Origin of the sequence: Dyella solisilvae (assembly GCF_003351225.1) — a bacterium.
Lineage (GTDB): Bacteria > Pseudomonadota > Gammaproteobacteria > Xanthomonadales > Rhodanobacteraceae > Dyella > Dyella solisilvae.
In genome coordinates this window covers 989299-1007685 of the sequence record NZ_QQSY01000001.1, presented here as the reverse complement: position 1 = coordinate 1007685, position 18387 = coordinate 989299, and the positions used below count along the sequence as shown (strand labels likewise).

Genomic DNA, 18387 nt, shown 5'->3' with positions numbered 1-18387 from the left:
TTCCTTCGGGGGAGGGTCATATGGGGAAACACTGGGGTGGCAGGCGCGCCTGCTGGCTGGCCATGGCGTGGTGTCTGGCATGGCCGTTCGCATCGCAAGCGCAGGATCTGCCTGCACCCGCCGCGAGCGCAGCGCCGCTGCCGCTTGCCGAGATCCCCTTGGCCAAGGCGCATGCCGCGGCTCCGCGTGAGGCGAGCGCGGCCGACGCCTGGGGTGGCGTGCGCAGCGGCGCCGAAGCGACCTTGTCGGACCGCGTGGTCGGCTATCGCATCGACGCCGAACTGGACGCGGCCCGGCACACCGTCAAGGGCAACGAACAGCTGAGCTGGCGCAACCGCAGTGACCGTCCGGTCGACCGCATCTACCTGCACCTGTATCTCAACGCGTTCCAGAACGAAGGCAGCACGTTCTTCACCGAACGCAGCGTGCTCACCGCGCATGGCCATTCGCGCGGCGCGGCTGCACTGAAGAAAGGCGAGTGGGGCTGGATCGACCTCAAGAGCGTGCAGCAAGGCAACACCGCGCTGAAGTGGAGCTTCGTCCATCCCGACGATGGTCCAGCCACCGACCAGACCGTGGCGCGGGTGGACCTGGCCGAACCGGTGCCGCCCGGCGGCACGCTCACGCTGGACATCGACTTCCTCAGCCAGTTGCCGCGCGTGGTCGAGCGCACCGGCTGGTGGGGCAACTTCAATCTGGTTGGCCAGTGGTTTCCGAAGATCGCGGTGCTGGAGCTGCCGGGCGAGCGTGGCGCCACCCAGGTGCAGTGGAACGCGCACGAATTCCACTTCAACAGCGAGTTCTACGCCGACTTCGGCAATTTCGACGTGCGCCTGACGGTGCCCTCGGACTACACCGTGGGCGCAGTCGGCGCGCTCGAAGGCGAGCCTGACGAGATCGACGGCAAGACGACCTATCACTTCGTGCAGGGTGACGTGCACGACTTCGCCTGGGTTGCCGCCAAGGACTACAAGACGCTGGATGCGGAATGGCGCGGGCCGGGCAGCCCCAAGGTGGCGGTGCGGGTGATCTATCCGCCCGAGTACGCCGCCAGCGCGAAGCCCGTGCTCAAGGCCACGCTCGATTCACTGAGCTATTTCTCCAACACGCTGGGTGCCTACCCCTATCGCACGGTCACGGCCGTCGTGCCGCCGTACAACGCGGAAGAGGCCGGCGGCATGGAGTACCCCACCTTCTTCACCGCCGAGGGGTTTGCGCGCATCGATCCGCAGACCGCGGACCAGTGGGAGATCGACTTCGTCACCATCCATGAATTCGGCCATGGCTATTTCTACGGATTGCTGGCCTCCAACGAATTCGAGGAGCCCATGCTCGACGAAGGCATGAACGAATACTGGGACGAGCGCATGCTGCGCGAGCGCAACCAGCGCATCCTCGTGCCGAGCTCCTGGCTGCGCCGCGCGGGCATTACCCCGTCGATGGACGTATTCGCGATGGAGCGTCTTGATGCAGGCCTGTCCCACCCGTACGACGCCCTCGGGCAGAACAGCTGGGATCGCTACTCCAGCACCAGCTATGGCACGGTGTATTCGCGCACGGCCACCGCCATGCACGACCTGGAGGAGCGCCTGGGCAAGGACGTGATGGAGCGTGGCTTCCGCGAGTATTACCGGCGCTGGCATTTCCGCCATCCGTCGGTGGCGGACCTGCGCGCCACGCTGATCGACGTCTCCGGCAACGCGCGTGCGGTCAATGAGATCTTCGACCAGTACGTCTACGGCACGGCGCACATCGATGATCGCGTCGCCTCGATCGACAACCAGGAAGTGCTGCCGCTGGCCGGCAGCTGGCTCAAGCAGGGCGAACGCCACGAGCTCGTCGCTGACGATCGCGACGACGACGTCGACAAACAGCGCGCCGCGTGGGAGAAGACGCATCCGCACGCCGGCGCCGCCAGCCCCGGGCCTTTCCTGTGGCGCGGCACGGTGACGGTGGTGCGTGAAGGCGCGCAGGCGCCGCAGCTGTTGCGCGTGTCGTTCGCCGACGGCAGCCACGAGGACGTGCACTGGGACGACGATCGGCGATGGGCGCGTTTCGTGTTCACTCGTCCGACCAAGGTGGTGTCGGCCGAACTCGATCCGGACGGAAAGATCCTGCTCGACGCCAACAAGCTCAACGACAGCCGCACGGTGACGTCGGACGCTTCCGCCTCCCGCCGCTGGACCGCCGATGTGGCGTCTGCGCTGCAGGCTCTCTATGCATTGCTGGTGACGCTGTGATGGCCTACAAGAGTTCCCGCCGGGTTGATGTCGGCGCCGTGGTGGGCGCCCCGTTCGCCGCCATGCAGTGGCGCCTGTTGTTGCTTTGGATGCTGTTGCTGCTCGCGCCCACTCTCGTCGCCACGTTGCCGTTGCTGATGTCGTTGGGCGGGCTGCTCGACCACTCCACCCTGGCGCACGTCTGGGCGCGACAGTTCGACGTGGTGATGGCCGGCGATGTGATCCACACGCTGGGCCAGCAGCATGGCGCCCTGCATGGTGCTGCGCTGGCCAGCGTCCTGCTCGTCGTGCTGCTGTTGCCGTGGCTCAACGGCATGGTCGTCGCCAGCGGCAGGGCGGCGCGTGTGCTGGGTTTCGGAGCGTTGCTGCAGGGCGGTCTGGGCGAGTACGGCCGCATGTTCCGCCTGCTGCTGTGGTCGCTGCCGGTGTACGCACTGGCCGGTTATCTGGCGCAGGTGGGAATGGATCGCGCCGATGATCGCGCCGACCTGGCCGTGCTGGAATCGCAGGCCATGGCCGCGCAGCACCTGGCGTGGTGGTTTGACGGACTCCTGGTGGTGCTGGCCCAGTGCTGGCTGGAATCGGCGCGCGCAGCCTTCATCGCCGATGGCAGCCTCCGCGCGGCGACGGTGGCGATGTGGCGTGGCTTGGCGCAGGTGGCGCGCCGACCGTTTTCCACCTTGCTGACCTATCTGTTGATCACGGCGATTGGCCTGGCCATCGCGTTGGGGCTCGGCCTGGCGCGGGCGCACACGCTGGCCGTGGGTACCAGCGGCTTGCTGCTGGCGTTCCTGTTGAGCCAGCTGGTAGTGATCGTGCTGGGCTGGATGCGCATAGCGCGCCTGTTCGCGCTGGCGGCGGTGGCACGTTCGCTGGGCGGTTCGCGGCGATCCGGGTTGGTTTAGGTCGAGCCGCATGGTGCACACCCGGCGCGGAGCAAATTCGCGCCGCGGTGGCGATGTAGCTCAAAGGTCGCGCACAGGCCGCCCTTCGACAGGTGCGGCAGAGTGATCAGTGTGCCGGGAGGCGCGCCATCACCAGCTCACCGTGACCCTCGATGCGGACCGGGTGGCCCGGGATGGGGTCGATCCACACCATGTCATTGGGTTCCATCGTCTGAGTACGATGGTCCGCCATCACCTGGGCCTGGCCCGACAGCAACAGGATGAACCAGCGCCAGCCTGAGGGGGCCAGCAGCACCATGGCGCCGTTGAGCGGGCGTGCGATCAGTTCGCCCGATGTGCCTTCGCGCAGCTTCAGGTTGAAGGTGCGGGTCGGGCTGGCCGCCACGCAGGCGTCCGGCGCGTTGTGCTGATCGAAGTACGCGATGTCGAAACGGTTAAGGTGTTGTGTACGGCCGTCGGGAAAGACGACGTCGACAGGGGCGTCCAGCGGCACAAACTGCCGTCGAATGTCGGCATGGGTCGGAAATTCGAGCTTCTGCCCGCCGGTCTCGATCATCGAGAGCCGCCACTGCCAGGTTTCCTCGTCCGGACTGCACGCGATGTCGGTAATGACCGCGCTGCCGTCCGAGCACGGATGCCCGTGCAGGGTGTCTGCCGGCTGACGGCTGAGCAGGTTCATGCCCGCGCGCGCCGCTTCTCGAGCAGCGGGGGGTAGTAGGCGAACACATGGTTGTGCGCGCCAAAGAAGTCCATGTCGTCGATATGCTCGCCGCCCAGGCGTTCCGCCACGCGGTCGGAGGCTTCGTTGCCGATCTTCACCAGGCTGATCACGCGCTGCGCGTTGAGCGCGTGCCACGCGAAGTCGAGGATCGCCGCGCCCGCTTCGGTGGCGTAGCCCTGGTGGCGGAAGTCCGGCTTGAGCATCCAGCCCATTTCGAGGTCGGGCCAGCCTTCCGGGCGCATCAGTCCGGCGCGGCCGACGAAGGCGCCGGTCTCCTTCAGCTCCAGCGCCCACATGCCGTAGCCGCGCAGCTGCCAGTGGCCGATCAGCATGGCCAGAGAGCGCCAGGCATTGGTGCGGTCCAGCGGCTCGCCGTCGCCGACCCAGCGGGTGCTGGCGGGGTCGGCCAGCATGGCGGCGTAGTCGTCGAAATGTCGCTCCGCCAGGCCGGTCAGGCGCAGGCGCGCCGTTTCAATGACAGGAATGTCGATCATGGTCTTCAACAAGCAAGCCGGGCGCCATCGAGCAGAACGGCGAGGGCGCGCGTACTCAGGGTGAGGCTCTCCAGCCATGGCAGGCCGACGATGCGGCGACCCGTCGCCGCGTCGACGAACGCCTCTTCCTCGCCCGGGGGCAGAAGGTGGCGGTAATCCACCGTCATCTCCGTGCCCGCAGGCAGGTCACGTGTGGCGAACACGAAACCCAGGTGCCACAGTCCGCTCGGTTCGAAGCTGTGGTTGATGTAGCACTCGTCTGGCCAATCGGGCGACACGGTATAGCGGTCCTCGAACCAGCGCGCACTGGCGTACAGCTGCGCCGAAAGCTCCGGCCTAGCCGTGAGTTCGTCGTAGCGGTAGGTGCGTTCAATGGCGTCCGGCGCCGTGACGATCTGCCCGGCGAGGACGTCTTGTTCCAGAAACAGCCCCTTACCCGCGCCGGCGATTCCAGACGCGGCAATGCGGTAACGCGGAACGATCATGTCAGCCCTAACCGATGGCAAGGCGGGCGAGTGTAGGCCCATCCAGCCGGGCTTTCCATACCCCGCTGGATGGACTTTTTCTGAACGCAAGTTACTGACTGGTGTGATTATTCGCCTGAAGCCTTGATCGGCTTGGGTTTGGCCTTGGCGGGAGCGGCCTTGGCGTCGCCAGCCGTATCGTTGAGCAGGATGGCGTCCCGGTTGCGCTCCAGGGTGGCCGGTCCGATGCCCTTCACTTGCGAGAGGTCATCGACGGTCTTGAACGGGCCGTGGGCCTCCCGCCATGCCACGATCGCCTCGGCCTTGGACGGGCCGATGCCGTCAAGCGCGTGGGCGATGGTGGTGGCGTCGGCCTTGTTGATGTTGACGGGTGTGCTGGCCCAGGCCGGCAAGGCCAGGGCGAGGCTGGCGAGCAGGGCCATGAAGGTGTTGCGCATGTGGATTCTCCCTATCAAGTGGTGAGCGGCCTTCGGGCCGCCGGGAGACTCTGCCCGTCCATGCGCTTGGCGGCAGTCGGAGGGCCTGCCGTCTGTGGGTGAGGCGACAGGTGGCCTGCGTGTCCGGTCGGGGCGGCGAGGCTGGTGGGCTGAAGCGGCCTTCTTGGCCGCGCTGATACAATCGCGCTCTTTCCCCACGTTGCAGGAGTCGCCCCATGGATACCGCTCGCCTCAATCGTTTCGTCAGCGGACTGTGGGACGACGAGATCGTGCCGCAGCTGGTGGAATACATCCGCATTCCCAACAAGTCGCCCATGTTCGATCCCAAGTGGGTCGAGCACGGCTACATGGATGCGGCGGTCAAGCTGATGGAGGGCTGGGCGCGTTCCAAGCTGTCGTCGCTGCCGGGCGCCACGCTGGAAGTTGTGCGCCTGGAAGGCCGCACGCCGCTCATCTATATCGAAGTGCCCGGCACGGGCGACGACACCGTGGTGCTGTACGGCCACCTCGACAAGCAGCCGGAGATGACCGGCTGGGCCGAGGGCCTCGGCCCGTGGACGCCGGTGCTCAAGGGCGACAAGCTCTATGGTCGCGGCGGCGCCGACGACGGCTACGCCATCTTCGGCTCGCTGGCGGCGCTGCTGGCGCTGCGCGAACAGGGTGTGCCGCACGCGCGTTGCGTGGTGCTGATCGAAGCCTGCGAGGAATCGGGTAGCTATGACCTGCCGTACTACGTCGATCATCTGGCCGATCGCATCGGCAATCCGTCGCTGGTGGTGTGCCTGGATTCCGGTTGCGGCAACTACGACCAGCTGTGGCTGACCACGTCGCTGCGCGGCATGACTGGCGGTGAGCTCACCGTGCAGGTGCTGGAAGAGGGCGTGCATTCCGGCGACGCCTCTGGTGTGGTGCCCTCGAGCTTCCGCATCCTGCGCGATCTGCTGAGCCGCCTGGAAGATCCGCAGACCGGCACGATCAAGCCCAAGGAGCTGTACGTCGATATCCCGGCGCAGCGCATCGAGCAGGCGAAGAAGTCGGCCGAGGTGCTGGGCACCGCGGTGTACGACAAGTTCCCGTTCGTGGAAGGCATGCATCCGGTCACCGAAGACCTCACCGAGCTCGTGCTCAACCGCACCTGGCGTCCGCAGCTGGCGGTCACCGGCGTGGACGGCATGCCGCCGCTGGAGAGCGCCGGCAACGTGCTGCGCCCGAAGACCTCGGTGAAGCTCAGCCTGCGCGTGCCGCCGACGCTGTCGGGCGCCAAGGCCGGCCAGTTCGTCAAGGAACTGCTGGAGAAGGACCCGCCGTACGGCGCCAAGGTCAGCTTCAAGCTGGAGAAGGACGGCAGCGGCTGGAACGCGCCGCAGCTGTCGTCGTGGCTGGAGGAGGCGGTGGCGAATGCCTCGCAGACCTACTTCGGCGCGCCGGCGGCCTACATGGGCGAGGGTGGCAGCATCCCGTTCATGGGCATGCTGGGCGAGAAGTTTCCGAAGGCGCAGTTCCTGATCACCGGCGTGCTGGGCCCGCATTCCAATGCGCATGGCCCGAACGAGTTCCTGCACATCCCCACCGGCAAGAAGGTGTCGATGGTGGTGGCTGACGTGGTGGCCCGCCACTACGCGCAGGGCGCCAAGGGCTAAAGCCTCCTCGACCGTCGCCCCGGCGCGAGCCGGGGCTCAGCGTCGTAAGCCGCCGCAAGGCGCTGGATGCCGGCGCCCGCCGGCATGAACAAGCGTGGCTCGATCCCGGGTTGCCAACGATGAACCAAGACTCCAGCGACTACGCCTACCTCGCATCGAACTGGGAGGCCGTGCGCGAGCGCGTCGATGCGGCCTGCTGCGCGGCGGGCCGCGAGCCATCCGAAGTGTCCATCCTGCCGGTCAGCAAGACGTTCGGCCCTGACGTGGTGCGCGCGGCGATGGCGCTTGGCCTGAAGCGCTTCGGCGAGAACAAGGTGCAGGAAGTCCGAAGCAAGGCCGAAGCACTGGCCGGCGAGGGCATCGCCTGGGTGGTGATCGGTCACCTGCAGACCAACAAGGCCAAGGACGTGGCGCGGCTGGCCAGCGAAGTCCAGTCGCTCGACCGCATTGAACTGGCTGAGGCGCTGCACCGTCGCCTGCAGGTGGAAGAGCGCGTCATCGACGTGCTGGTGGAGGTGAAGACCTCACCGGAGGAGAGCAAGCACGGGCTACCTCCGGCCGAGCTGCCAGCCTTCCTCGATGCCCTGCGCGCCTACGACACGCTGCGGGTGAAGGGGCTCATGACGCTTGCCGTGCAGTCAGACGATGCCGAGGCGGTGCGTGCCTGCTTCCGCCATCTGCGCCGGCTGCGTGACGAGGCGCAGGCGCAAGGCCATGAACTTTCAAGGCTTTCCATGGGCATGAGCGGCGACTTCCCACTGGCCATCGCCGAGGGGGCGACGGAGGTGCGTATCGGCACCGCGATCTTCGGGCGCAGGGTGTGACGCGGTTCTGAAATATACGGAACCGTATGGAATAATTAGTTCACTAATTGATCAAAAAGTAAGCACGTTAGGCATATTTTGTTTTATAAAACATATGCTTACACACAAAGCATGGGCCGTGCCAGATTCTGAAACGGCGGGGTTTAGTTAACCCCAATCGAACATACGACCTATATCCCTTTGCTAAGTTCACATCACCATCACGGCCGGCGGACCTTTCCGACGGCTTAACTTTCGAACTGCAAAGGGATTTGTCCCACATGCCAACGAAGCGACTGATCGCTGCTGCTGCGCTTGCTGGTGCACTGCTCGTCTCCCTTCCGCTCTTCGCTGAACCCCTGGCTGGCCAGCCCAACGCGGCGGCCGGTTCCACCACCACCACCTCGGTGAGCCCCAACCTGATGGGCGCGCTGTCGGCGCTTTCGCCGGCCGCCATGCTCGCCCAGTCCGCCGTGCCGGCACATCTGGCCGCCAGCGCACCGGTTGCCAAGGCCAACAATGGTTGGGGTGGTGAGGAAGATGATCTGGATGCCGATGGCATGCCGAACGATGGCGTCGCCGGCAACGCCGTGGCTTCGCTGGCCGCCGGCACCTCGGACCTGCGCAAGACCCTGATCGGCATGGCCATGCAGCTGCGTGACATCCGTTACGTGCGCGGCGGCCGCGATCCGTCCACCGGTTTCGATTGCAGCGGCTTCGTCCGCTACGTGTTCGCCCACGCCGTTGGCCTCGAGCTGCCGACCAACTCGGCCTCGCAGTTCCTGGCTGGTCTGAAGGTCAGCCGCGACGACATGAAGCCGGGCGACCTGGTGTTCTTCCGCACCGCGGGCAAGCATGGCCAGGGCCGCATCTCGCACGTGGGCATCTACATCGCCAACGGCCAGTTCATCCATTCGCCCTCGCGCGGCAAGACCGTGCGCGTGGACAGCCTGGACGAGTCGTACTGGTCGCAGCGCTTCGCCGGCGCCAAGCGCCCGGGCGCCCTGGTCCGCAGCTGACCGCACAAGTTCCGACAGACAAAGGCCGCCCCATGGGCGGCTTTTTTTTGCGTGCGCAAAGGGCTCAGCTGCCGATCTGCTGCAGTTCGTCCGATTCGACGATGCGCGTGCATTCGCTGGCCCCCGAGCCCAGCCGCCACATGGCGCGCGCCACCGTTCCGGCTTCGATGCCGCGCCAGCGGCCGGGCAACACGCGGGAGAACGGGGCGGCGAACACTTCGCCCATCCTCGGCTTGTTGCGCGCGCCCAATAGCAGGGAAGGTCGCACGATGGTCAGCTGTGGCCAGCCCTGCTTCTGCAGCGCGAGTTCGAGCTCACCCTTCGTGCGGTTGTAGAACAGGCGTGAGCCGGCATCCGCGCCCAGCGCGCTGATGACCACGTAGTGGCGGGCGCCGAGCGCCAGCGCATGCCGCCCCAGCGACAGCGGCAGGTCGTAGTCGACCATGCGGAACGCCTCGCGTGAGCCGGCCTGGCGAATGGTGGTGCCCAGGCAGCAGTACACGGTGTCGAGGTGGCCATGCAGCTGCGCGATCAGATGGCCGATCATGCCCACCGGATTCTCCAGCTTCGGATGCGCGGGCAGGGCATGTCGGGTCGGCGCCAGTACGTGCGCGACGCTGGGATCTTCCAGCAGGAACGCCAGCAGCTCGTGCCCGGTGAGCCCGGTGGCTCCCGCGATCAGCACCGAGCGTGTGGTGGCGTTCATGGGGCCATTCTACGGCCTGTCGCGTTATGACATTGGACGGCGGGCGGGCTTGTCCGGCGGGACGGCGGGCCCCATCTACTGGCATTGTTTGTCAGGAACCTTCCGGATGCCCCTCTCCGCGCTGCTCGACATGCCGGGCGTGAACCCGCCCGAGGCCGCCACCCACGGCTACGTCTTCAACCACACGATGATCCGGGTGAAGGACCTGACCCGGTCGCTGGACTTCTATACCCGCGTGCTGGGCTTCACGCCGGTGCACCGTCAGGACTTCGCCGAGGCGGCCTTCACCATCGTCTACCTGGTGCTGGCGGCCGACCGCGCGATCATCCCCGACAACGATGCCGAGCGCTTGCGCTGGGTGCTCGGCCAGCCCGGCGTGCTGGAACTGACCCACAACCACGGCACCGAACACGATGCGGAATTCCAGTATCACAATGGCAACGCCGAGCCGCGCGGCTTCGGTCACCTGTGCGTGTCGGTGCCGGATGTGCAGCAGGCCTGCGCCCGCTTCGAGGCGATGGGCGTGCCTTTCCAGAAGCGACTGACCGACGGGCGCATGAAGCACATCGCCTTCATCCGCGACCCCGACGGCTACTGGATCGAGATCCTGCAGCCGGCGCCGTTCATCGGCTGATCGCCTTCCTGCCGGGCTTGCGGGGCCCTAGAGGCCCTGCATGCTTTCCGGACGCTGGAAGTCACTGCCGGGTTTCCATTGCGGGTAGCTCTGTTCCATCGAGAGCCGGCTGCCGACCATGAAAAGTGCGCGGATGTCCTCCACCGCGCCACTGAGGTCCCAACGAGGATTGAAGGTGTCGTCGAGCGGTGGGGTATCGCCGCCACTCGGGGCTGCGTCGGGTCGGGTCGCGGCCGAGCGCGCGTACAGCACCGGCACGCCGGCGCGGGCGAAGCTCAACTGGTCGGAGCGGAAGAAGAAACCCTTCTCCGGCGTCAGGTCCGGCATCACCGCACGGCGCTGGCTACGGGCCGCGTCGGCAAGGTATTCGTCCAGCTGCGACTGGCCGAATCCGATCACCGACAGGGCGCTGGCAGGCCCGTCGACTGGCAGCATGTCCAGGTTGATGTCCGCCACCGTCCGGCTGAGTGGCACGATCGGGTGCGCCACGTAATGGCGCGAGCCGAGCAGGCCGGCCTCATCCAGCGTGGTGGCGATGAACAGCACGGAGCGGTGCGGCTTGGGCGCGCGATGCGCGAAGGCCTCCGCGATCTCCAGCAGACCGGCCACGCCGGTGGCGTTGTCGACCGTGCCGTGCTGGGCGTCGCCGGGATTGGCCAGATGGTCCCAATGCGCGGAATAGATGATGGCCTCGTCTGCATGGCCCTTGCCTTCGAGACGAGCAACCACGTTGTGTGACTCGCCGTGGCTGATGGTGCTGTCGAAAGCCACGCTCAGCTTCGCCTGCAGCGGCGCCGCGGTGAATCCTCGCTCGGCGGCCTGACGCTTGAGCGTGTCGAAGTTGGCGCCGGCACGCGCGAACAGCTGGCGGGCGGCTTCGGTGCTAAGCCACCCGGCGACGGGGAGGCGGCGCGCGCCTTCTTCACCCTTGGGCAGGTCCATGCGCATGCCGCTCCAGTTGCGTTGCACGACGCTCCATGGGTAACCGGCGGCATCGGTGTCATGCACGATGAAGGCGGCGGCAGCGCCCTGGCGCGCCGCTTCCTCGAGCTTGTAGGTCCAGCGACCGAAGTAGGTGTATTCGCGGCCCTTGAACAGCTTCGGGTCCTGAGTGGCCCAGCCGGGATCGTTGACCAGGATGATCACGGTCTTGCCCTTCACATCCGTGCCGGCGTAATCGTTCCAGTGTTCGCCCGGTGCATTGACGCCGTAGCCGACGAAGACCAGCGGTGAGGCTTCGAGCGACGCGTGCGTCTGTTCGTCGAGCGTGCCGACCACCATGTCCTGACCAAACGACAGTCGGGCTTCTCCATCCCTGCCGTTCACTGCAAGGGCGATCTGTTCGGGATGCTGCACCTGGGCGCCGACATAGGGCACCGCCTGCAGCCAGCTGCCGTCGTTGCCCGGCGCAAGTCCCATCCGCGTGAACTGGCTGATCAGGTAATCGGTGGTGGGCTTTTCAGGTTCGCCGGTCGGCGTGCGTCCCAACAGGGCAGGGGAAGAGAGCACCTTCATGTGCTGCGTCACGTCGTCGATGACGATACCCGGCGAAAACCCCTTGTACTCGGCCAGCGCGCCCAACGCGCTGTCGCTGTCGGAGGCGCCATTCGTCTGGTGATGCTGGCACGCGCAGAGCGCGAAGCTCAGCAGCGCCAGCGGCCACAGGTGACGCATATTCAATCCATCAGCTACGCGGATGGCTCAATGTAGCGTGTTCCATGGGGGCAGTGGCGTACCGAAAGGCATGGCTTTCAGCTCGCCTGCGTCGCAAGAAAATGCCGAGCGGCTGCCGTGTGTTGTTGATGTTGGATGCGTGGCGCAACGCTCGCGCGCTGCAGGCCAAGGGCGCAAGTTTCATCGCCTCATGGGCGGACGGCGGCGGTGGCCGATGGGCGCGGCAGGAAGGCGAATCGGCGAAACGGCCCCGGATCTTGCGCAGCGGGTTGAGACAGCGCCATGTCGTCGGCGCTGCCGCCAGCCAGGGGCAAGCGTGGCGATACGGTCCCGGGGCGGTTACGCTTGACGGAATTGTCCCCAGACGTCCCCCTGGCATGCCGTTCGATTTCCCTACCGTCACCCGTAACCTGTTGATTGCCAATGTGGCGGTGTTCCTGCTGCAGCAGGTCATGGGAGACACGCTGATCTTCCATTTCGCCCTGTGGCCCTGGGGTCCGGATCAGATCGCGCAGACCTCGACCGGTCTCCTGTCCATCGGCTTCCGTCCGTGGCAGCTGGTGACCTACGCCTTCATGCACGGCAGCACCTTGCATCTGTTTTCCAACATGCTGGCGCTGTACATGTTCGGCGGCCAGATCGAGCGCGTGTTCGGGCCGCGCAACTTCACCCTGTATTACTTCGTGTGCCTGTTGATGGCCGCAGTGGCGCAGCTGGTGGTGGTGAAATGGTTCACCGGCGGCTTCTATCCGACGCTGGGCGCCTCGGGCGCCATCTTCGGCATCCTGCTGGCGTTCGGCATGCTGTTCCCGCACGAGAAGATGATGCTGATCTTCCTGCCGATCCCCATCTCCGCGTGGCTGTTCGTCACGCTCTATGCGCTGTTCGAACTGGGGCTGGGGGTGACCGGTACGCAGTCCGGGATCGCGCACTTCGCCCATCTCGGCGGCATGCTGGGTGGTTTCATCATGATCCAGTACTGGCGCGGCAAATTGCCGATCAAGCCGCAGCGCCGCCTCTGGCGCTGATCAGTCGCTCCATTTCGTCGGCAGTCCCATGACGCAGCATCTCCAGCGCCGGCTCACGCCGCGCCATATCACTTTCATGGCCCTGGGCATGGCGATCGGCGCCGGCCTGTTTTTGGGCTCGGCCGATGCCATCAAGCTGGCCGGTCCGTCGGTGCTGTTCGCCTACATGGTGGGCGGCGTGATGATCTTCATCATCATGCGCGCGCTGGGCGAGATGACCGTGCACGATCCGGTCGCCGGCTCGTTCAGTGTGTATGCGCAGCGTTACCTCGGCCCCTTCGCGGGCTACCTCACCGGCTGGAACTACTGGCTGCTGATGGTGGGCGTCGGCATGGCCGAGGCCACCGCGGTGGGCGCATACATGCAGGCGTGGTTTCCCGACTGGCCGCGCTGGATCTGGGTGCTGGGCAGCGTGCTGATGATCGGCGGCCTCAACCTGCTCAGCGTGAAGGTCTACGGCGAGATGGAGTTCTGGTTCACCCTGATCAAAGTGGTGACCGTGCTGGCGATGATCGCGGGCGGCCTGGCCATCATCTTCCTGGGCTGGGGCAATGGCGGACAGGCGACGGGTCTCTCGAATTTGTGGTCGCACGGTGGCTGGTTTCCGCACGGCCTGATGGGCATGGTGCTGGCGCTGCCGGTGGTGGTGTTCTCTTTCGGCGGCGTTGAAACCGTGGGCATTGCCGCGGGCGAGGCCGCGCAGCCGGAGCGCACCATCCCGCGCGCGGTCAATTCGGTGCTGTGGCGCATCCTGATCTTTTACGTGGGCGCGCTGTTCGTGATGATGGCGATCTACCCGTGGACCGGGCTGGGTGATCACGGCAGCCCGTTCGTCACGACGTTCGCCAAACTGGGTATTCCGCAGGCTGCGGGCCTGATCAACTTCGTGGTGATCACGGCGGCGCTCTCGGGCTTCAACAGCACCACGTTCAGCGGCAGCCGCATGCTGTACAGCCTGGCCACCAAGGCGCAGGCGCCAGCGATGCTGGGCGAGGTCAACGCGCAGGGCGTGCCACTGCGCGCGATCCTCGCGACGTTGGCGGTGCTGCTGCTGGCCGTGCTGCTGAACTATCTGCTGCCCGCCAGGGTGTTCGGCATCATGATGTCGATCCTGTCGTTCAACACCGTATGGACCTGGACGATGGTGCTGCTGGCGCACTACAACTTCCGTCGCCGCATGCGTTTGCGTGGCGAAGTACCTTCGGGGTTCAGGCTGCGCCTGTGGCCGCTGAGCGGCTTGGTGTGCCTGGCGTTCTTTGCTTTCGTGGTGGTCATGCTTGGCGTCAACCCGGATACGCGCGTGGCGCTGTACGTGGGCGCGGCCTGGATCGCGCTGCTGGCGGCGACCTATCGGTGGAGCAGTGTTGGAAGCGCGGAACAGCCTGTCCCCGCCTGAGTCATTTCCCTGACTCAAATCATGGAGGCCCATGGCTTGCGCGGCTCATCCTTGGGCCGTCCAACCAACCGGGGCCTCCCATGGCATCGCCTTTCCAGCGTGAATCCGTCCACATCTTCGATGCGCGTGGCGTGGCGCGTCGCTTCCGCCATTCCGCCATTTTCGGCGCCCTTGGCTCGCTGCAGCCCGGTGAAGTCATGCGGTTCGTGAACGATCACGACCCGCTGCCGCTGATCGACCAGTTGCAGCAGCGCTACGGCGATGCGCTCACCGTGAATTATGTGCAGCGCGACGAACATGCCGTGGTGATCGATTTCGGCGTGGCGGGCTGATCGCGACCGCTGTCCAGCGCCTCACAAGGATTCGACTGGCATCCAGTCGACATCGTCCTGACGTCGCCCGCGGCCTGAGCGCCGCGGGAAATCCATGCTGAAGCGATTCCGTCGACTTATCGCAACGCGAGGAAGTCGGGGCTCACCACGAAACGCACGGCGTCCAGGCGCAGGCGTGACTCCGGCAGCGCCTTGAGCAAGGCCGTGCGCTCGCCGGCCACGGTGGCGATTTCAGCTTCGCTGATGGCCGGATTCACGGCGCGCAAGCCGAGCAAGCGCGACAGCTCGGCATCGAGCGCATCGGTCGCCTGAGCCACCGCATCGGCGATGTTTGCCTGCGAGCGCTCTTGCACGATCGCCTCGGCCTTTTCCAGCATCGGCGGCACCAGTTTGGCGAGGAACTTGCGGTAGCGCGCCACTTCGATATTGCGGTCGGCGGCCTTGCGCAGCGCCAGATCGCTCGGGCGGAAGTCGGCGCGTTCGGCGAGGCGCGTGTCGACCGTCACCATGATCGGCTGCGTCGGCAGGAAACGCTCGGCATCGAGCGTGCGATCGGCCACGCATTCCAGCAGGAACACGGCCTGCAGCAACGCGCTGCGCGGCGGCAGGCCATCGTCCACCAGGAAGGCGGCATTGCCCTGTTCGTTCGACAGCGTGAGGTCGAGCGCGCCTTGCACGATCGGGTGGTCCAGCCGCAGCAGCGGCAGCTCCTCACGCGCCAGCGCCACTTCGCGGGCGAAGGTGACGGCCTGCGGTCCTTCGGCGAAGCCGGGCAGGGCGTCGGTGGACAGGTATTGCGGATCGAGCAGCAGCACCTTGCCGCCCAGTTCCTCCGCATGGATGCCGAAGCGCTCCAGCAGGCCCTGGATGAAGGCGTCGCGACCCGGATCGTGGTCTTCGCGGGTGAATGCCTGCTGCAGTTCGTCGGCGTGCAGGTCGCGGCTGGCGGCCAGCTCCAGCAGGTGGTCGCGGCCATTGCGGATCAATGCCGCCAACTCTTCATGGGCGCCGTGCGTCTCGGCCAGCAGCACTTCCAGTTCCTGGTCGCGGTTGTCGTCGCCGCGGGCATGTTCGTCGGCCAGTCTGGCCAGCGCCTCGCCGAAGCGACGCAATAGTTCGCGGCCGTCGGCCGGGCTGGTGCGGAACGCGTCCACGCCCTCGTGGTACCAGCGCGCCAGCACGTGCTGCGCGCTGTCGGCCACGGCGAGGATGTGGATGCTGATGTCGTGCTTCTGGCCGATGCGGTCCAGGCGGCCGATGCGCTGTTCCAGCAGATCAGGATCGAGCGGCAGATCCCACAGCACGAGGCGGTGGGCGAACTGGAAATTGCGGCCTTCCGAGCCGATCTCCGAGCACAGCAGCAGGCGCGCGCCATCGGGCTGCGCGAAATAGGCCGCATTGCGGTCACGCTGCACGATGCCAAGCCCTTCGTGGAAGCGGGCCACGCCCACGCCGCTGCGCGTGCGCAGGGCTTCTTCCAGCGCCAGCACCTTGGCCTGGCTACGGCAGATCAGCAGGAACTTGTCCTGCGGATGGGCCTCGAGCAGGGCGACCAGCGCTTCCAGGCGCGGATCGGCGCTGTAGTCGATCTCCATCGCCGGCGGCGGCTGCTGCATATCCGCATGGAACTCGGCCAGCAGGGCCTGGCGGCCATCCTCGCTGAGTGTGTCGGCATCCAGCAGATGCCATACCGGCATACGCTGCGGGAAACCGCCGATGCTCGCGCGCCGGTTGCGGAACATCGCGCGGCCGGTGCCGTGGCGGTCGATCAGCGCGGCGATGATCTCGCGCGCATTGTCCGGCTTGGTGGTGTCGGCCAGGCGCGCCTGCAGCGCGTCGTCGCCGGCGAAGGCGTCGCGCAGGCTCGCGCGCTGCGCGTCATCCAGCGGCGTGCCATCGAGCAGGCGGTCGGCGATTTTCGACAGGTTGTGGAATGCATCGGCCTCGGACAGGTAGGTGTCCAGGTCGTGATAGCGCTGCGGGTCAAGCAGGCGCAGGCGGGCGAAATGGCCGCTGCGGCCCAGCTGTTCCGGCGTGGCGGTCAGCAGGATCACGCCTGGCGTGGCCGCCGCCAGCTGCTCCACCAGGGTGTAGCGCGGGCTGGCGGACTCGGGTGTCCAAGCCAGATGGTGGGCCTCGTCCACCACCAGCAGATCCCACTGCGCGTCGAGCAACTGCCGGGCGCGCTTGGGCGTGTGCTCGAGGAAACTGAAGTCGGCGATCACCAACTGCTCGTCCTCGAACGGATTGAGGTCGTCGCCGGCCTGCTCCAGCGCCTCGCAGCGTTCCTCGTCGTAGATGGCGAAGCTGAGGTTGAAGCGGCGCAGCAGTTCCACGAACCACTGGTAGACCAGGGTGTCGGGCAGCAGCACCAGCACGCGGCCGGCGCGACCCGTGGCGAGCTGGCGGGCAATGATCATGCCCGCTTCGATGGTCTTGCCCAGGCCCACTTCGTCGGCCAGCAGCACGCGGGGAGGGCGGCGCGCCGAGGCGATGCCGGCCACTCGCAACTGGTGCGGCACCAGGCCGATGCGGGCGGCGCCCAGACCCCAGGCCGGTGAACGGCGGGCCTCGGCCCGGCGCTTCAGGCCTTCCAGGCGTAGTTCGAAGTGGGAAACCGGGTCGGTGCGCCCGCCGATCAGGCGGTCGTCAGCCTGGCTGACGCTCTGCTCGTCGTCGAGCTGGCCTTCCTCCAGTTCACGGCCCTCACCGCGGTAGATCAGCAGTTCCTCGCGGATCTCCACCCGTTCAACCAGGAAGGCGATGCCCTTGCCGGCGACGCGCTGGCCGGGCCGGAACTCCGCGCGCACCAGCGGCGCCGAGTCCGTCGCATAGGGGCGCAGAACCCCCGCCTTGGCGAACAGCACCTGCACACCGCGTCCCTCGACGCGCAGTACGGTGCCAAGGCCGAGCTCGGGCTCGGCGGTGGAGATCCATCGTTGACCGGGAACAAACATCAGGGGGACCACGGGCTGCAGGGACCGCCAATTATCCGCCCAGTGTCTGTCGATGCCTAGAGAAAAAGGGCCGGTCGGGGCTCTCCGCGTTCGCTTCGGAGGCCTCCGAGGGCTCGCCAAACAGAGTGAACTGCGTCCCCTTTTTGGCATAGACCTACACCGCTCATCGGCCAACTTCTTCCTTTAGTCGGCAAAAGGCTGATGGCGTGGGACCCCCCGGATACATTTTCCCCAGGGGTATCCAGTTGGGGGAATCCATGCAAGCCATGTCATACGGACTGGGCGCCGTTCCGGGCGCGTCGGCGCGCAACAGCCAGCCGGTCGGCGCGCCGACGGCGCGTCGCGCCCAACGTGGCTTCACGATGGCGGAGCTGATGATCACGGTCGCCGTGGCGGCAACCCTGACGGCTATGGCCGTGCCCGCCTTCAGCAACATGATCAACGCCAACCGGCTGACGACGGCGGCCAACGCCATGATCGGCGCGCTCAATACCGCGCGGATGGAAGCGATCAAGCGCAACGGTTCTGTCCAGTTCTGCAGCAATTCGGCGTCGAGCAACAACAGCGACGTGCTGGGGACTGCCTGCGGAACGAGCGCGGGAGCCGTTGTCGAGCTCACGGGCGCCGCCACGGCCTCCTCGGTGCTGGCGCCGCCCACGGCGCTGTCGATTCCTTCAGTACAGGTGCGCAACATCGCCGCGATCCGCTTCAACGGAAGCGGGCTTGGCACTGCCCCGGGTTCGACCACGCCTTTCGGAACCGGTGCAACAGGCAGCACGGTCGTGGAGATTTGTTCGACGGCGCTCCACAGCAACAACGACATCCAGGTCAGCATGGCCACCGGCAGCATCGTCACCTCAACCACTTCCAGCACGGCGACTTGCCCATGACGCAGCGCATGCAATCCGTCCGCCTT

The 18387-nt window shown here is 66.4% G+C and carries 17 protein-coding genes; 10 read left to right on the top strand and 7 right to left on the bottom strand.

Translation table 11 applies throughout. From position 1 onward, the window contains the following. Nucleotides 1-20: 20 nt before the first annotated feature. Both DVT68_RS04455 and DVT68_RS04450 read left to right on the top strand, forming a co-directional pair. Nucleotides 21-2240 carry a M1 family metallopeptidase gene (locus DVT68_RS04455; RefSeq protein WP_233523339.1) on the top strand — a complete coding sequence of 740 codons (2220 nt, stop codon included), beginning with the start codon at nucleotides 21-23 and terminating at the stop codon, nucleotides 2238-2240. Next, nucleotides 2240-3145: a hypothetical protein gene (locus DVT68_RS04450; protein ID WP_325050413.1), complete on the top strand. Its 906-nt coding sequence runs from the start codon at nucleotides 2240-2242 to the stop codon at nucleotides 3143-3145. Before DVT68_RS04455 ends, DVT68_RS04450 begins: the two co-directional genes overlap by 1 nt. Before the next feature lie 106 nt (nucleotides 3146-3251). On the opposite strand, the gene DVT68_RS04445 is transcribed toward DVT68_RS04450, so the two are convergent. The 4 genes from DVT68_RS04445 to DVT68_RS04430 all read right to left on the bottom strand — a co-directional run bounded on the left by DVT68_RS04445 (nucleotide 3252) and on the right by DVT68_RS04430 (nucleotide 5282). Then, nucleotides 3252-3824, bottom strand: a complete 573-nt coding sequence (locus DVT68_RS04445) for a HutD family protein (protein ID WP_114823808.1) — start codon at nucleotides 3822-3824, stop codon at nucleotides 3252-3254. Then, nucleotides 3821-4360 carry a GNAT family N-acetyltransferase gene (locus DVT68_RS04440; RefSeq protein WP_114823807.1) on the bottom strand — a complete coding sequence of 180 codons (540 nt, stop codon included), beginning with the start codon at nucleotides 4358-4360 and terminating at the stop codon, nucleotides 3821-3823. The genes DVT68_RS04445 and DVT68_RS04440 overlap by 4 nt, the downstream gene beginning before the upstream one ends. Before the next feature lie 5 nt (nucleotides 4361-4365). Beyond that, a complete protein-coding gene (locus DVT68_RS04435; RefSeq protein WP_114823806.1) occupies nucleotides 4366-4845 on the bottom strand; it encodes an SET domain-containing protein-lysine N-methyltransferase in 480 nt (159 codons plus the stop codon). A gap of 107 nt (nucleotides 4846-4952) precedes the next feature. Further along, on the bottom strand, nucleotides 4953-5282 hold the full coding sequence (locus tag DVT68_RS04430; protein WP_114823805.1) for a ComEA family DNA-binding protein: 330 nt from the start codon (nucleotides 5280-5282) through the stop codon (nucleotides 4953-4955). A gap of 215 nt (nucleotides 5283-5497) precedes the next feature. Between DVT68_RS04430 and DVT68_RS04425 the strand changes: the two genes are divergently transcribed. The 3 genes from DVT68_RS04425 to DVT68_RS04415 all read left to right on the top strand — a co-directional run bounded on the left by DVT68_RS04425 (nucleotide 5498) and on the right by DVT68_RS04415 (nucleotide 8744). Further along, the gene (locus DVT68_RS04425) at nucleotides 5498-6922 is read left to right on the top strand and encodes a M20 family metallopeptidase (protein ID WP_114823804.1); all 1425 of its coding nucleotides are present in this window, start codon (nucleotides 5498-5500) and stop codon (nucleotides 6920-6922) included. Nucleotides 6923-7041: 119 nt separating this feature from the next. Next, nucleotides 7042-7746 carry a YggS family pyridoxal phosphate-dependent enzyme gene (locus DVT68_RS04420; protein WP_114823803.1) on the top strand — a complete coding sequence of 235 codons (705 nt, stop codon included), beginning with the start codon at nucleotides 7042-7044 and terminating at the stop codon, nucleotides 7744-7746. A 260-nt stretch (nucleotides 7747-8006) separates the two neighbouring features. Next, nucleotides 8007-8744 (top strand): C40 family peptidase, encoded by a 738-nt coding sequence (locus DVT68_RS04415; protein WP_114823802.1) that lies wholly within the window; start codon nucleotides 8007-8009, stop codon nucleotides 8742-8744. A gap of 64 nt (nucleotides 8745-8808) precedes the next feature. Here DVT68_RS04415 and DVT68_RS04410 read toward each other — a convergent pair whose 3' ends face one another. Further along, nucleotides 8809-9450: a Rossmann-fold NAD(P)-binding domain-containing protein gene (locus DVT68_RS04410; RefSeq protein WP_114823801.1), complete on the bottom strand. Its 642-nt coding sequence runs from the start codon at nucleotides 9448-9450 to the stop codon at nucleotides 8809-8811. A gap of 106 nt (nucleotides 9451-9556) precedes the next feature. On the opposite strand from DVT68_RS04410, the gene gloA reads away from it, so the two are divergent. Then, nucleotides 9557-10084, top strand: a complete 528-nt coding sequence (gene gloA / locus DVT68_RS04405) for a lactoylglutathione lyase (protein WP_114823800.1) — start codon at nucleotides 9557-9559, stop codon at nucleotides 10082-10084. 27 nt (nucleotides 10085-10111) lie between these two features. On the opposite strand, the gene DVT68_RS04400 is transcribed toward gloA, so the two are convergent. Further along, entirely contained in the window at nucleotides 10112-11758 is a 1647-nt protein-coding gene (locus tag DVT68_RS04400; protein ID WP_114823799.1) for a M28 family peptidase, read from the bottom strand. Between the two features lie 377 nt (nucleotides 11759-12135). Between DVT68_RS04400 and DVT68_RS04395 the strand changes: the two genes are divergently transcribed. The 3 genes from DVT68_RS04395 (at nucleotide 12136) to DVT68_RS04385 (ending at nucleotide 14514) form a co-directional block, all read left to right on the top strand. Further along, complete coding sequence (locus tag DVT68_RS04395) at nucleotides 12136-12786, top strand: rhomboid family intramembrane serine protease (RefSeq protein WP_114823798.1); 651 nt, start codon at nucleotides 12136-12138, stop codon at nucleotides 12784-12786. 28 nt (nucleotides 12787-12814) lie between these two features. After that, entirely contained in the window at nucleotides 12815-14182 is a 1368-nt protein-coding gene (locus DVT68_RS04390; protein ID WP_114823797.1) for an amino acid permease, read from the top strand. A gap of 80 nt (nucleotides 14183-14262) precedes the next feature. Further along, a complete protein-coding gene (locus DVT68_RS04385) occupies nucleotides 14263-14514 on the top strand; it encodes a DUF2249 domain-containing protein (RefSeq protein WP_114823796.1) in 252 nt (83 codons plus the stop codon). Between the two features lie 116 nt (nucleotides 14515-14630). Here the strand turns inward: DVT68_RS04385 and rapA are convergent, their stop codons facing one another. Further along, complete coding sequence (rapA, locus tag DVT68_RS04380; protein WP_114823795.1) at nucleotides 14631-17471, bottom strand: RNA polymerase-associated protein RapA; 2841 nt, start codon at nucleotides 17469-17471, stop codon at nucleotides 14631-14633. 278 nt (nucleotides 17472-17749) lie between these two features. On the opposite strand from rapA, the gene DVT68_RS04375 reads away from it, so the two are divergent. Further along, the gene (locus DVT68_RS04375; RefSeq protein WP_267897413.1) at nucleotides 17750-18361 is read left to right on the top strand and encodes a GspH/FimT family pseudopilin; all 612 of its coding nucleotides are present in this window, start codon (nucleotides 17750-17752) and stop codon (nucleotides 18359-18361) included. The last annotated feature ends 26 nt before the right edge of the window (nucleotides 18362-18387 follow it).